14 protein-coding genes and 2 pseudogenes are annotated in these 13,201 nt (G+C 40.2%); all 16 read right to left on the bottom strand.

The window, feature by feature from the left end:
• The coding region (locus tag FQT24_RS00105; RefSeq protein WP_313769912.1) for a ClpX C4-type zinc finger protein at positions 1–415 on the bottom strand (415 nt) is incomplete at its 3' end.
• 205 nt (positions 416–620) lie between these two features.
• Positions 621–1,128: pseudogene (locus tag FQT24_RS00095) on the bottom strand (dihydrofolate reductase).
• Positions 1,129–1,259: 131 nt separating this feature from the next.
• Positions 1,260–1,778, bottom strand: coding sequence for a Dps family protein (locus tag FQT24_RS00090; protein ID WP_185952520.1), 519 nt, complete (start codon positions 1,776–1,778; stop codon positions 1,260–1,262).
• A gap of 342 nt (positions 1,779–2,120) precedes the next feature.
• Positions 2,121–3,698 (bottom strand): choline binding-anchored murein hydrolase LytC, encoded by a 1,578-nt coding sequence (gene lytC / locus FQT24_RS00085; protein ID WP_143951809.1) that lies wholly within the window; start codon positions 3,696–3,698, stop codon positions 2,121–2,123.
• Positions 3,699–3,732: 34 nt separating this feature from the next.
• A complete protein-coding gene (tpiA, locus tag FQT24_RS00080) occupies positions 3,733–4,491 on the bottom strand; it encodes a triose-phosphate isomerase (protein WP_143951808.1) in 759 nt (252 codons plus the stop codon).
• Between the two features lie 97 nt (positions 4,492–4,588).
• The gene (locus FQT24_RS00075; protein ID WP_143951807.1) at positions 4,589–5,266 is read right to left on the bottom strand and encodes a DnaD domain-containing protein; all 678 of its coding nucleotides are present in this window, start codon (positions 5,264–5,266) and stop codon (positions 4,589–4,591) included.
• 8 nt (positions 5,267–5,274) lie between these two features.
• Positions 5,275–6,096 (bottom strand): annotated as a pseudogene (locus FQT24_RS00070) (homoserine O-succinyltransferase); the annotation flags it as partial.
• Positions 6,089–6,676: a ribosome biogenesis GTP-binding protein YihA/YsxC gene (gene yihA, locus FQT24_RS00065; protein WP_000422605.1), complete on the bottom strand. Its 588-nt coding sequence runs from the start codon at positions 6,674–6,676 to the stop codon at positions 6,089–6,091. The pseudogene FQT24_RS00070 and the gene yihA, both read right to left, overlap by 8 nt.
• An 8-nt stretch (positions 6,677–6,684) precedes the next feature.
• Complete coding sequence (gene clpX, locus FQT24_RS00060; protein WP_084002105.1) at positions 6,685–7,917, bottom strand: ATP-dependent Clp protease ATP-binding subunit ClpX; 1,233 nt, start codon at positions 7,915–7,917, stop codon at positions 6,685–6,687.
• A gap of 36 nt (positions 7,918–7,953) precedes the next feature.
• The gene (locus FQT24_RS00055) at positions 7,954–8,124 is read right to left on the bottom strand and encodes a hypothetical protein (protein WP_000442260.1); all 171 of its coding nucleotides are present in this window, start codon (positions 8,122–8,124) and stop codon (positions 7,954–7,956) included.
• Positions 8,124–8,630, bottom strand: a complete 507-nt coding sequence (locus FQT24_RS00050; protein ID WP_000162491.1) for a dihydrofolate reductase — start codon at positions 8,628–8,630, stop codon at positions 8,124–8,126. Before FQT24_RS00050 ends, FQT24_RS00055 begins: the two co-directional genes overlap by 1 nt.
• 131 nt (positions 8,631–8,761) lie before the next feature.
• Positions 8,762–9,280, bottom strand: a complete 519-nt coding sequence (locus FQT24_RS00045; RefSeq protein WP_185952520.1) for a Dps family protein — start codon at positions 9,278–9,280, stop codon at positions 8,762–8,764.
• A gap of 342 nt (positions 9,281–9,622) precedes the next feature.
• Entirely contained in the window at positions 9,623–11,200 is a 1,578-nt protein-coding gene (lytC, locus tag FQT24_RS00040) for a choline binding-anchored murein hydrolase LytC (protein WP_143951809.1), read from the bottom strand.
• 34 nt (positions 11,201–11,234) lie between these two features.
• Positions 11,235–11,993 (bottom strand): triose-phosphate isomerase, encoded by a 759-nt coding sequence (tpiA, locus tag FQT24_RS00035; RefSeq protein WP_143951808.1) that lies wholly within the window; start codon positions 11,991–11,993, stop codon positions 11,235–11,237.
• Positions 11,994–12,090: 97 nt separating this feature from the next.
• The gene (locus tag FQT24_RS00030) at positions 12,091–12,768 is read right to left on the bottom strand and encodes a DnaD domain-containing protein (protein ID WP_143951807.1); all 678 of its coding nucleotides are present in this window, start codon (positions 12,766–12,768) and stop codon (positions 12,091–12,093) included.
• 8 nt (positions 12,769–12,776) lie between these two features.
• Positions 12,777–13,201, bottom strand: a 425-nt coding sequence (locus FQT24_RS00025) for a homoserine O-acetyltransferase/O-succinyltransferase family protein (RefSeq protein WP_185952519.1), incomplete at its 5' end; no start/stop codon positions are given.

The following is a 13,201-nucleotide window of genomic DNA, read 5'->3' as shown; positions in this document are numbered from 1 at the left end:
GCACATTCAAGCTCTTAGCCAAGGTCTGGGCCAGGAAAGTTTTCCCTGAACCAGTTGGGCCAATCATCAAGATGTTTGACTTCTGCAAATCCACATCTTCCGACTCTTCACGCGTATCGTGGAAATTGATGCGTTTGTAGTGGTTGTATACTGCTACTGCTAAAGCACGTTTGGCACGATCTTGACCGATTACATAGTGGTTCAAGATATGGAGGAGTTCGATTGGTTTTGGAACTTCAGACAAGTCTGCCAAGACTTCTTCCGCCAACTCCTCTCGAATGATTTCCTGAGCCAACTCCACACATTCATTACAGATAAAGGCGTTGTTGCCTGCGATTATTTTTTGTACTTCTTCTTGGCTTTTGCCACAAAATGAGCAATAAACCATCATATCATTATTCCTATTTGTAGGCATGATTTCCTTCCGTTCTATTCTATACTGTCATTCTATCTAAAATAAGGTCATGTAAAAAGCATGGATACTATTGACCAAATTGGTAAAGGCATTTAACCAGAGCAGGACAGAAAGTCCATAACGCTTTTTACGAAAAGCCTGTGCTCCTGCAAGCAAGCAGACCAAACACAGCATGGCTGTGAAAAACCAAATATACTACGTTCCATTAGACTTCCTTTCTCTTGCGGTATTGGATGGTAAAATCATAAGGATTTTTCTCATCTTTGGTATAGGATTTGCTTGAAACTGTCTCAAAAAGAGACAAATCAAACTCCTCAGGGAAATAGGTATCTCCCTCCACCCGAGCATGAATTTGAGTCCACAATTACTTCGTCAAGGTAGGGTTCAAAAGCCTGAAAAATTTGCTTCCCCACCGATAATATAAGATTCTTTTCTTGAGCCTGATACCAGTCCAAGACAGACTGGACATCCTGAAAAGTAGTAACCCCGTCTATCTTTTCTTCAGAATTACGCGTCAAAATCAGAGTTTCCCGTTGTGGAAGCAAGCGACGCCCCATCCCATCAAAGGTCACACGCCCCATCAAGATAGCATGATTCAGAGTTGTTTCTTTGAAGTGTTGCAGTTCTGCTGGCAAATGCCAAGGCAGGCGATTTCCCTTACCAATCACACCCTCTTCATCCTGGGCCCAAATAGCTACGATTTTCTTAGTCATGCTTCCATCCTTTTCACTGATAGTACTATTTTATCAAAAAACTCAAAAAAAGACTGGTTTGGAATAGCTTACAGAATAGAAAAAAATCTGTAAGAGGCATCCTACAGATTTTTATATGATTATTCTATTTCTTACAAACCAGGTGCTTGTCCAAGTTCTGCGGCAAGCATCCAGATTGTTTTATCAGTTTCAGTTTTAGCATCTGTAAAGATACCGTTTGTCACATCGTCACCTTCTTCATCAGTAACATCCAAACCTTTTTGGAAGAGTTCTGACAAGTAACGGTAGATAGCAAGGACACGTTCCAAGCTTTCTTCAACATTACGGTATTCACCAGCTTCTTCTTCGATTTCACTGTTTTGAAGGAATTCTGTCAATGTAGAGAATGGGCTACCACCAAGTGTGATCAAACGCTCACTGATTTCATCCAATTGACCATCAAGAGCATCCATGTACTCATCCATTTTTGGATGCCATACAAGGAAACCACGACCACGCATGTACCAGTGTACTTGGTGCAAAGCAACGTGGGCTACGTACAAATCAGCAACAGCTTGATTCAATACTTCCTTTGTTTTCGCCAATGCTACTGGCGCTGATTTTGTCAATGTTGTTACGTCTTTTACTGCTTCTTTTTTAAATTCTACCATTTTCTTTACCTCATTCATTATTTTTTGTAACCACTTCTTAATGATTACTACCTTAGTATACTACTAAGAAAAACCAATAGCAAGCCAAAAGACTCACATGAGAAAAGTTGCAATAGACTGATAATTTAAGAATTATTTAGAGATTTTTTGATTAATACTTAATGAAGATCAAACTAGAAATCTAGCCGCAGGTTGCTCAAAGTACAGCTTTGAGGTTGCAAATAAAACCGACGTGGTTTGAAGAGATTTTCGTAGAGTATAAATTTCATACCCCTTTGCTTCAGTAAAATAAAGAAAAAGAGGATGCAAATTTCTTGCACACTCCTTTCTCAACTTTATATCTTAATACCAGACGCTAACATCAACATGACCCCTAATCCCTTTAAGAGAGTCAGATGAAGTATATTGCCATCCTTTTTCTCCTGAATAATGAGGATTATTCCAATCAAGCACATCCGTATAGGCTGCAACCCAGTTGACATGTTGTAAAATATCTGGATGATTCAAACGAGTTTGCAAGAGTTGACGATAGCTATAAACTTTCACATTTTGATAACCAGCCTGCTTCATTGTTGTCATATACTTATTGATAATCTTGACCCAGATTCCAGTATCATTTGAAGCTCTCTTTGTTTTATTGACATATTCCCAGTTCTCAACATCATAGTAGATTGGATAAGACAAGTTCATCTTGTATTTCTTCAAGAGTTCAATAGTCTGTTTGGCATCATTCTCAGCATCTGTTTCATTTTCGGCATAGGTATAAAGATAAACACCATAAGGAATGCCTAGTCGATTCAATTCTTGAATATTATAAGCCAATTCCTTATCTTCTACACCACTATATCCCAAGCGAACAATGACGCCATCAACTCCATTTTCCTGGATAACCTTTTTCCAATCACTAATGCGACCATTATGTTCACTGACATCAATAACCTTCTTAGCACGATCTGTTCCAACCTGTTCTTCACGATGGTTAAAGAAATAACGGTGGCCGTTTCGATAAACCCAACCAACATTCAAGGCTTTCTTTTCTTTCAGTTCCCCTGAATCAGCAAAAGTATAGCGAGTATCGTCCATCACTAACTCACCAGTCGCCATAGCACCACTTTCAGTAAGATAGTAATTACCTTGCCACTCATCTTGAGCCATGTAGCCCCACTTCTTGAAATAGTACCACTTGCCATCAATCTTTTGCCACTGTTCATTAGCGTAAGAACCATCTGCCTTAAGATAGAACCAAGTCTTATAATGCTTATCGTAAAGCCATTCGTTTTGCATCATGGCACCTTGACCATTCAAGAAATAATTTCCTTGCCACTGACTTTTAGCCATAGAGCCCCATTTCTTGAAATAATACCATTTACCATTAATTTTCTGCCATTCTTGATTTGCATAAGAACCGTCTATCTTGAGGTAGAACCAGCTATTATAATTGTTATCGTAAACCCATTCATTTTTAGCCATGTAACCACCCATTTTGAGGTAATAGTTTCCATGCCATTCTTTTTGGGCATAACGACCATCTGATTTTATATAGAACCAACTACTGTAGCTAGTATCGAAAATCCACTCACTCTTCGCTTTGGAACCATCAGCTTTTACATAGAAATCTCCTTCCCAGTGTGCTGATGTTAAATTTGGCTTACTTTCTTCTTTCTGACTACTACTAGCTCGCGTCTCTTTTACTTCTTCCATCTTCTCTTCTTCTTTTTGACTTGTAGTCGTTTCTGATTTCTTTTCTTCTACCTTGCTAGAAGAATCTTGAACTCTGCTTCCTTCCGAAGATGATTTCACTTCAGTTTCATTTGCAGCGACATGACTAACTGCCAAGCCCAGTAAACAGAGACTTGCTAATCCAATTTTTCCAATCTTGATTTTCAATCTTTCTTCTCCTATAAAAAATGGAACAGACATCTTGAATGCTGTTCCACCTAGCTTTTGCTACTGATTATTTTACAAAGTCAAGCAAAGCCAAGAAGCTTTCTGCTTCAAGTGACGCACCACCTACAAGGGCACCGTCAACATCTGGGCAAGCCATGTATGAAGCAACGTTTTCAGGTTTAACAGAACCACCGTATTGAACACGAACTTTGTCTGCAACTTCTTGACCAAAGTCAGCAGCTACAACGTCACGAACAACTTTACACATTTTTTGTGCATCGTCTTGTGAAGCTGATTTACCAGTACCGATAGCCCAGATTGGCTCGTAAGCGATAACTGATGCAGCAACTTGTTCAGCAGTCAATCCAGCCAATGCAGCAGATACTTGAGCACCTACGAATTCAGCAGCTTTACCAGCTTCGTAAGTTTCAAGTGACTCACCACAACAGATGATTGGAAGCATACCGTTTGCAAAGATTGCTTTTGCTTTTTTGTTGATATCTTCGTCAGTTTCATGGAAGTAGTCACGGCGTTCTGAGTGACCGATAACAACATAGTCAGTACCGATTTCTTTCAAAACTTGTGGGCTAGTTTCACCAGTGAAAGCACCTGCATTTTCAAAGTAGCAGTTTTGAGCAGCAACTTTGAGGTTTGAACCTTTAGCAGCAGCAAGAACAGCTGTCAAATCAAGAGCTGGAGCTGCGATACCTGCTTCAACAAGATCTGATGAAGGAAGTTTTGATGCAACTGCTTCAACGAATACTTTAGCTTCTTCTGGATTTTTGTTCATTTTCCAGTTACCAGCGATAAATGGTTTACGTGACATTTCACATACCTCTTTTTTCAATTTATTTTCTATTTATTTTATCACAATTATACACAGCTTGCAAATCTTACTCGGATTTCAAGCCTGCTTGTATGGATTAATCCTTCCAAAGATCCATGGCATTTCTGAAATCTGCAGATACCTGTGTCAACTGAGGATTGCTTGCTTCTCTTTCTGCCCGCTTAGCCTCGATTTGAGCCACACTTTTGATACCTTCATGGCGCCAGTTTCTCAAAATCGCCTGAATGTACTTCCAGTTTGCTTTTCCATTCAAAACAGCTTCACGAAGAGCTTCCTTAATCAAGTCAGCACTGGTTCCATCTTCCTTTAGTGTCTTGGTCAAATCTTCAATCTCAAAAGGTGTCAACAAGCGTCCTAATTCCTGCTGGAAGGTTTCCACCAAATCTTTGAGCTGATTTTGAGATGTCAACTGGTCTGAACTCGAATGAGCGGCTCCAAGCAAATTATCCAAACGTTCCAAAGCCAAACTAGCATCAAAAAGCAATTCAATTTCGCCATTCAATTCGATCGTTCGATACTGAAGTAGTCCCCTCTCCGTCAGATTGGAAATAGCCTGATTGACATCCGAAATTTCCTTGCCAATCCTTTCAGCAATCTGGCTTGGGGACATTTCTTCCAAACCTGTCGTATTTTGCAAATAGAAAAATTGCCAGACCAGAAAATCGTCGCTGGAAGGAAATAGTTCCTTAAAATGCAAGAGCAGGGCACTCGGTAAAACCAAGTTCCCTGATTTAAAAGCGTCTAAATATGTCATAATTCCTCTTATAAATACCCAAATGCAGATGCATCATCTTCTATTTTTCTCCAGTCAAAAGGTGTTTCCTGATAGACGGCATAGTTCACCCAGTTACTGAAAAAGAGGGCTGCTGATGAAGACCAACAAAGACAAGGTGTCTGGTTGACATCATCATCCTTAAAGTAATTTTCTGGAATATGTGGATCTAAACCTGCATCACGATCTCGGAAATATTCATTTGCCAAGGTATCACGATCATATTCCAAATGCCCAAAACTATAAATTTCTCGTAAATCACGACTAGCCAAAATCGAAACTCCAACCTGAGGACCCTCTGATAAAATCTCGAGATTGGTTTTATTTAAGACCTCTTCCTTAGAAATCTCCGTGTGCCGAGAATGAGGGGATACATAGCTATCGTCAAAGCCTCTAAAGAGAAGGTGTCCTTCTTTTAAAGTATCCTGAGGATAGATACCTGATAATTTACTGTCCATCTGGTATTTTTCCACCCCATAACGCAGATAAAGACCAGCCTGGGCACCCCAGCAGATATGAAGCGTCGAATAGACGTGGGTCTTGGACCACTCGATTACCTGACTGAATTCCTCCCAATAGTCCACTTCCTCAAATGGTAAATGCTCAACTGGAGCACCCGTGATAATCATGCCATCAAAATACTCGTCCTTAACTTCAGGAAAAGTTTTATAAAAGGTCTCCATGTGCTCTGAACGAGTTGTCTTAGAGCGGTGGCTTTCCATATAGAGAAAATCAATATCCAGTTGCAGGGGTGTATTAGCCAAGTGGCGCAACAACTGGGTCTCTGTGACCATTTTCTTTTCCTCACAATTTTTCTAAGATTGCATCCCAAGCTTCATCCATCCCTGCCTTGCTGACAGATGAAAAGAGGATAAAGTCGTCACTTGGGTCAAAGTTTAATTTCTTTTTGATTGCTGATTCGTGCTTGTTCCATTTACCACGTGGAATCTTGTCTGCCTTGGTCGCCACAATGATGACTGGAATCTCATAATACTTAAGAAATTCGTACATCTGCACATCATCTGCTGACGGGTCATGACGAAGGTCAACTAGACTGACCACTGCACGGAGATTTTCCCGAGTCGTTAGATACTCCTCAATCATGCGCCCCCACTTTTCACGTTCCTTTTTGGAAACGCGGGCATAGCCATAACCAGGCACATCCACAAAGCGCATCTTGTCGTCGATATTAAAGAAGTTGAGCAGCTGAGTTTTACCAGGTTTACCTGATGTTCGGGCTAGATTCTTACGGTTCAGCATGGTATTGATAAAGCTAGATTTACCAACATTTGAACGCCCTGCTAGGGCAATCTCTGGCAGTTCATCCTGCGGATAGTGGGATTTATTAGCCGCACTGAGCAAGATTTCAGCATTATGTGTATTAAGTTCCATAGTCACCTCTAGGCTGTTTCTAGGATTGGTTTATCTGTTCCATCGACAGCTTCTTTAGTGATGCGGACCAATTTCACATTTTCCTGACTCGGTACTTCAAACATGACATCTAGCATGGTTTCTTCGATAATCGAGCGAAGACCACGCGCACCGGTTTTGCGTTCGATGGCCTTATTTGCAATCTCTTGAAGGGCTTCGTCGTCAAACTCCAACTCGACATCATCATAAGAAAGCAAGGTTTGGTACTGTTTCACCAAAGCATTTCTTGGCTCTTTCAAGATACGAACCAAGTCATCCACTGTCAATTGCTCAAGAGCAGCAAAGACAGGCAAGAGTCCAATCAACTCAGGGATAATACCAAATTTTTGAATATCTTCTGCGATGATTTCTTGCATGTAAGAGCTGTTTTCATCAATTGCTTTATTATTTTGACCAAATCCGATGACTTTTTCTCCCAGACGTTGTTTGACGATTTCTTCAATACCATCAAAAGCACCACCCACGATGAAGAGGATATTTTTAGTATCCACTTGAATCATCTCTTGTTGCGGATGCTTGCGTCCACCTTGAGGCGGAACACTAGCAACGGTCCCCTCGATAATCTTGAGAAGGGCTTGTTGCACACCTTCACCAGAAACATCACGTGTGATCGATACGTTCTCGCTCTTCTTAGCAATCTTGTCAATTTCATCCACGTAGATAATCCCACGCTCTGCACGTTCAATATTAAAGTCAGCAGCCTGCAATAGTTTGAGGAGGATATTTTCCACATCCTCACCAACATAACCAGCCTCAGTAAGAGCTGTTGCATCCGCAATCGCAAAAGGCACATTCAAGCTCTTAGCCAAGGTCTGGGCCAGGAAAGTTTTCCCTGAACCAGTTGGGCCAATCATCAAGATGTTTGACTTCTGCAAATCCACATCTTCCGACTCTTCACGCGTATCGTGGAAATTGATGCGTTTGTAGTGGTTGTATACTGCTACTGCTAAAGCACGTTTGGCACGATCTTGACCGATTACATAGTGGTTCAAGATATGGAGGAGTTCGATTGGTTTTGGAACTTCAGACAAGTCTGCCAAGACTTCTTCCGCCAACTCCTCTCGAATGATTTCCTGAGCCAACTCCACACATTCATTACAGATAAAGGCGTTGTTGCCTGCGATTATTTTTTGTACTTCTTCTTGGCTTTTGCCACAAAATGAGCAATAAACCATCATATCATTATTCCTATTTGTAGGCATGATTTCCTTCCGTTCTATTCTATACTGTCATTCTATCTAAAATAAGGTCATGTAAAAAGCATGGATACTATTGACCAAATTGGTAAAGGCATTTAACCAGAGCAGGACAGAAAGTCCATAACGCTTTTTACGAAAAGCCTGTGCTCCTGCAAGCAAGCAGACCAAACACAGCATGGCTGTGAAAAAACCAAATATACTACGTTCCATTAGACTTCCTTTCTCTTGCGGTATTGGATGGTAAAATCATAAGGATTTTTCTCATCTTTGGTATAGGATTTGCTTGAAACTGTCTCAAAAAGAGACAAATCAAACTCCTCAGGGAAATAGGTATCTCCCTCCACCCGAGCATGAATTTGAGTCACAATTACTTCGTCAAGGTAGGGTTCAAAAGCCTGAAAAATTTGCTTCCCACCGATAATATAAAGATTCTTTTCTTGAGCCTGATACCAGTCCAAGACAGACTGGACATCCTGAAAAGTAGTAACCCCGTCTATCTTTTCTTCAGAATTACGCGTCAAAATCAGAGTTTCCCGTTGTGGAAGCAAGCGACGCCCCATCCCATCAAAGGTCACACGCCCCATCAAGATAGCATGATTCAGAGTTGTTTCTTTGAAGTGTTGCAGTTCTGCTGGCAAATGCCAAGGCAGGCGATTTCCCTTACCAATCACACCCTCTTCATCCTGGGCCCAAATAGCTACGATTTTCTTAGTCATGCTTCCATCCTTTTCACTGATAGTACTATTTTATCAAAAAACTCAAAAAAAGACTGGTTTGGAATAGCTTACAGAATAGAAAAAAATCTGTAAGAGGCATCCTACAGATTTTTATATGATTATTCTATTTCTTACAAACCAGGTGCTTGTCCAAGTTCTGCGGCAAGCATCCAGATTGTTTTATCAGTTTCAGTTTTAGCATCTGTAAAGATACCGTTTGTCACATCGTCACCTTCTTCATCAGTAACATCCAAACCTTTTTGGAAGAGTTCTGACAAGTAACGGTAGATAGCAAGGACACGTTCCAAGCTTTCTTCAACATTACGGTATTCACCAGCTTCTTCTTCGATTTCACTGTTTTGAAGGAATTCTGTCAATGTAGAGAATGGGCTACCACCAAGTGTGATCAAACGCTCACTGATTTCATCCAATTGACCATCAAGAGCATCCATGTACTCATCCATTTTTGGATGCCATACAAGGAAACCACGACCACGCATGTACCAGTGTACTTGGTGCAAAGCAACGTGGGCTACGTACAAATCAGCAACAGCTTGATTCAATACTTCCTTTGTTTTCGCCAATGCTACTGGCGCTGATTTTGTCAATGTTGTTACGTCTTTTACTGCTTCTTTTTTAAATTCTACCATTTTCTTTACCTCATTCATTATTTTTTGTAACCACTTCTTAATGATTACTACCTTAGTATACTACTAAGAAAAACCAATAGCAAGCCAAAAGACTCACATGAGAAAAGTTGCAATAGACTGATAATTTAAGAATTATTTAGAGATTTTTTGATTAATACTTAATGAAGATCAAACTAGAAATCTAGCCGCAGGTTGCTCAAAGTACAGCTTTGAGGTTGCAAATAAAACCGACGTGGTTTGAAGAGATTTTCGTAGAGTATAAATTTCATACCCCTTTGCTTCAGTAAAATAAAGAAAAAGAGGATGCAAATTTCTTGCACACTCCTTTCTCAACTTTATATCTTAATACCAGACGCTAACATCAACATGACCCCTAATCCCTTTAAGAGAGTCAGATGAAGTATATTGCCATCCTTTTTCTCCTGAATAATGAGGATTATTCCAATCAAGCACATCCGTATAGGCTGCAACCCAGTTGACATGTTGTAAAATATCTGGATGATTCAAACGAGTTTGCAAGAGTTGACGATAGCTATAAACTTTCACATTTTGATAACCAGCCTGCTTCATTGTTGTCATATACTTATTGATAATCTTGACCCAGATTCCAGTATCATTTGAAGCTCTCTTTGTTTTATTGACATATTCCCAGTTCTCAACATCATAGTAGATTGGATAAGACAAGTTCATCTTGTATTTCTTCAAGAGTTCAATAGTCTGTTTGGCATCATTCTCAGCATCTGTTTCATTTTCGGCATAGGTATAAAGATAAACACCATAAGGAATGCCTAGTCGATTCAATTCTTGAATATTATAAGCCAATTCCTTATCTTCTACACCACTATATCCCAAGCGAACAATGACGCCATCAACTCCATTTTCCTGGATAACCTTTTTCCAATCACTAATGCGACCATTATGTTCACTGACATCAATAACCTTCTTAGCACGATCTGTTCCAACCTGTTCTTCACGATGGTTAAAGAAATAACGGTGGCCGTTTCGATAAACCCAACCAACATTCAAGGCTTTCTTTTCTTTCAGTTCCCCTGAATCAGCAAAAGTATAGCGAGTATCGTCCATCACTAACTCACCAGTCGCCATAGCACCACTTTCAGTAAGATAGTAATTACCTTGCCACTCATCTTGAGCCATGTAGCCCCACTTCTTGAAATAGTACCACTTGCCATCAATCTTTTGCCACTGTTCATTAGCGTAAGAACCATCTGCCTTAAGATAGAACCAAGTCTTATAATGCTTATCGTAAAGCCATTCGTTTTGCATCATGGCACCTTGACCATTCAAGAAATAATTTCCTTGCCACTGACTTTTAGCCATAGAGCCCCATTTCTTGAAATAATACCATTTACCATTAATTTTCTGCCATTCTTGATTTGCATAAGAACCGTCTATCTTGAGGTAGAACCAGCTATTATAATTGTTATCGTAAACCCATTCATTTTTAGCCATGTAACCACCCATTTTGAGGTAATAGTTTCCATGCCATTCTTTTTGGGCATAACGACCATCTGATTTTATATAGAACCAACTACTGTAGCTAGTATCGAAAATCCACTCACTCTTCGCTTTGGAACCATCAGCTTTTACATAGAAATCTCCTTCCCAGTGTGCTGATGTTAAATTTGGCTTACTTTCTTCTTTCTGACTACTACTAGCTCGCGTCTCTTTTACTTCTTCCATCTTCTCTTCTTCTTTTTGACTTGTAGTCGTTTCTGATTTCTTTTCTTCTACCTTGCTAGAAGAATCTTGAACTCTGCTTCCTTCCGAAGATGATTTCACTTCAGTTTCATTTGCAGCGACATGACTAACTGCCAAGCCCAGTAAACAGAGACTTGCTAATCCAATTTTTCCAATCTTGATTTTCAATCTTTCTTCTCCTATAAAAAATGGAACAGACATCTTGAATGCTGTTCCACCTAGCTTTTGCTACTGATTATTTTACAAAGTCAAGCAAAGCCAAGAAGCTTTCTGCTTCAAGTGACGCACCACCTACAAGGGCACCGTCAACATCTGGGCAAGCCATGTATGAAGCAACGTTTTCAGGTTTAACAGAACCACCGTATTGAACACGAACTTTGTCTGCAACTTCTTGACCAAAGTCAGCAGCTACAACGTCACGAACAACTTTACACATTTTTTGTGCATCGTCTTGTGAAGCTGATTTACCAGTACCGATAGCCCAGATTGGCTCGTAAGCGATAACTGATGCAGCAACTTGTTCAGCAGTCAATCCAGCCAATGCAGCAGATACTTGAGCACCTACGAATTCAGCAGCTTTACCAGCTTCGTAAGTTTCAAGTGACTCACCACAACAGATGATTGGAAGCATACCGTTTGCAAAGATTGCTTTTGCTTTTTTGTTGATATCTTCGTCAGTTTCATGGAAGTAGTCACGGCGTTCTGAGTGACCGATAACAACATAGTCAGTACCGATTTCTTTCAAAACTTGTGGGCTAGTTTCACCAGTGAAAGCACCTGCATTTTCAAAGTAGCAGTTTTGAGCAGCAACTTTGAGGTTTGAACCTTTAGCAGCAGCAAGAACAGCTGTCAAATCAAGAGCTGGAGCTGCGATACCTGCTTCAACAAGATCTGATGAAGGAAGTTTTGATGCAACTGCTTCAACGAATACTTTAGCTTCTTCTGGATTTTTGTTCATTTTCCAGTTACCAGCGATAAATGGTTTACGTGACATTTCACATACCTCTTTTTTCAATTTATTTTCTATTTATTTTATCACAATTATACACAGCTTGCAAATCTTACTCGGATTTCAAGCCTGCTTGTATGGATTAATCCTTCCAAAGATCCATGGCATTTCTGAAATCTGCAGATACCTGTGTCAACTGAGGATTGCTTGCTTCTCTTTCTGCCCGCTTAGCCTCGATTTGAGCCACACTTTTGATACCTTCATGGCGCCAGTTTCTCAAAATCGCCTGAATGTACTTCCAGTTTGCTTTTCCATTCAAAACAGCTTCACGAAGAGCTTCCTTAATCAAGTCAGCACTGGTTCCATCTTCCTTTAGTGTCTTGGTCAAATCTTCAATCTCAAAAGGTGTCAACAAGCGTCCTAATTCCTGCTGGAAGGTTTCCACCAAATCTTTGAGCTGATTTTGAGATGTCAACTGGTCTGAACTCGAATGAGCGGCTCCAAGCAAATTATCCAAACGTTCCAAAGCCAAACTAGCATCAAAAAGCAATTCAATTTCGCCATTCAATTCGATCGTTCGATACTGAAGTAGTCCCCTCTCCGTCAGATTGGAAATAGCCTGATTGACATCCGAAATTTCCTTGCCAATCCTTTCAGCAATCTGGCTTGGGGACATTTCTTCCAAACCTGTCGTATTTTGCAAATAGAAAAATTGCCAGACCAGAAAATCGTCGCTGGAAGGAAATAGTTCCTTAAAATGCAAGAGCAGGGCACTCGGTAAAACCAAGTTCCCTGATTTAAAAGCGTCTAAATATGTCATAATTCCTCTTATAAATACCCAAATGCAGATGCATCATCTTCTATTTTTCTCCAGTCAAAAGGTGTTTCCTGATAGACGGCATAGTTCACCCAGTTACTGAAAAAGAGGGCTGCTGATGAAGACCAACAAAGACAAGGTGTCTGGTTGACATCATCATCCTTAAAGTAATTTTCTGGAATATGTGGATCTAAACCTGCATCACGATCTCGGAAATATTCATTTGCCAAGGTATCACGATCATATTCCAAATGCCCAAAACTATAAATTTCTCGTAAATCACGACTAGCCAAAATCGAAACTCCAACCTGAGGACCCTCTGATAAAATCTCGAGATTGGTTTTATTTAAGACCTCTTCCTTAGAAATCTCCGTGTGCCGAGAATGAGGGGATACATAGCTATCGTCAAAGCCTCTAAGAGAAGGTGTCCTTCTTT

This window comes from Streptococcus mitis (genome assembly GCF_901542415.1).
Lineage (GTDB): Bacteria > Bacillota > Bacilli > Lactobacillales > Streptococcaceae > Streptococcus > Streptococcus mitis_BL.
The sequence above is the reverse complement of the archived record's forward strand: the minus strand, read 5'-3'. Positions and strand labels throughout refer to the sequence as shown.

What these genes read in the sequence shown, in the direction of transcription:
- FQT24_RS00075 (WP_143951807.1), bottom strand. Translation starts at nt 5,266, where the DNA reads ATGACATATTTAGACGCTTTTAAATCAGGGAACTTGGTTTTACCGAGT.
- yihA (WP_000422605.1), bottom strand. Translation starts at nt 6,676, where the DNA reads ATGGAACTTAATACACATAATGCTGAAATCTTGCTCAGTGCGGCTAAT.
- FQT24_RS00050 (WP_000162491.1), bottom strand. Translation starts at nt 8,630, where the DNA reads ATGACTAAGAAAATCGTAGCTATTTGGGCCCAGGATGAAGAGGGTGTG.
- clpX (WP_084002105.1), bottom strand. Translation starts at nt 7,917, where the DNA reads ATGCCTACAAATAGGAATAATGATATGATGGTTTATTGCTCATTTTGT.
- tpiA (WP_143951808.1), bottom strand. Translation starts at nt 4,491, where the DNA reads ATGTCACGTAAACCATTTATCGCTGGTAACTGGAAAATGAACAAAAAT.
- lytC (WP_143951809.1), bottom strand. Translation starts at nt 11,200, where the DNA reads ATGTCTGTTCCATTTTTTATAGGAGAAGAAAGATTGAAAATCAAGATT.
- lytC (WP_143951809.1), bottom strand. Translation starts at nt 3,698, where the DNA reads ATGTCTGTTCCATTTTTTATAGGAGAAGAAAGATTGAAAATCAAGATT.
- FQT24_RS00045 (WP_185952520.1), bottom strand. Translation starts at nt 9,280, where the DNA reads ATGGTAGAATTTAAAAAAGAAGCAGTAAAAGACGTAACAACATTGACA.
- FQT24_RS00055 (WP_000442260.1), bottom strand. Translation starts at nt 8,124, where the DNA reads ATGGAACGTAGTATATTTGGTTTTTTCACAGCCATGCTGTGTTTGGTC.
- FQT24_RS00090 (WP_185952520.1), bottom strand. Translation starts at nt 1,778, where the DNA reads ATGGTAGAATTTAAAAAAGAAGCAGTAAAAGACGTAACAACATTGACA.
- tpiA (WP_143951808.1), bottom strand. Translation starts at nt 11,993, where the DNA reads ATGTCACGTAAACCATTTATCGCTGGTAACTGGAAAATGAACAAAAAT.
- FQT24_RS00030 (WP_143951807.1), bottom strand. Translation starts at nt 12,768, where the DNA reads ATGACATATTTAGACGCTTTTAAATCAGGGAACTTGGTTTTACCGAGT.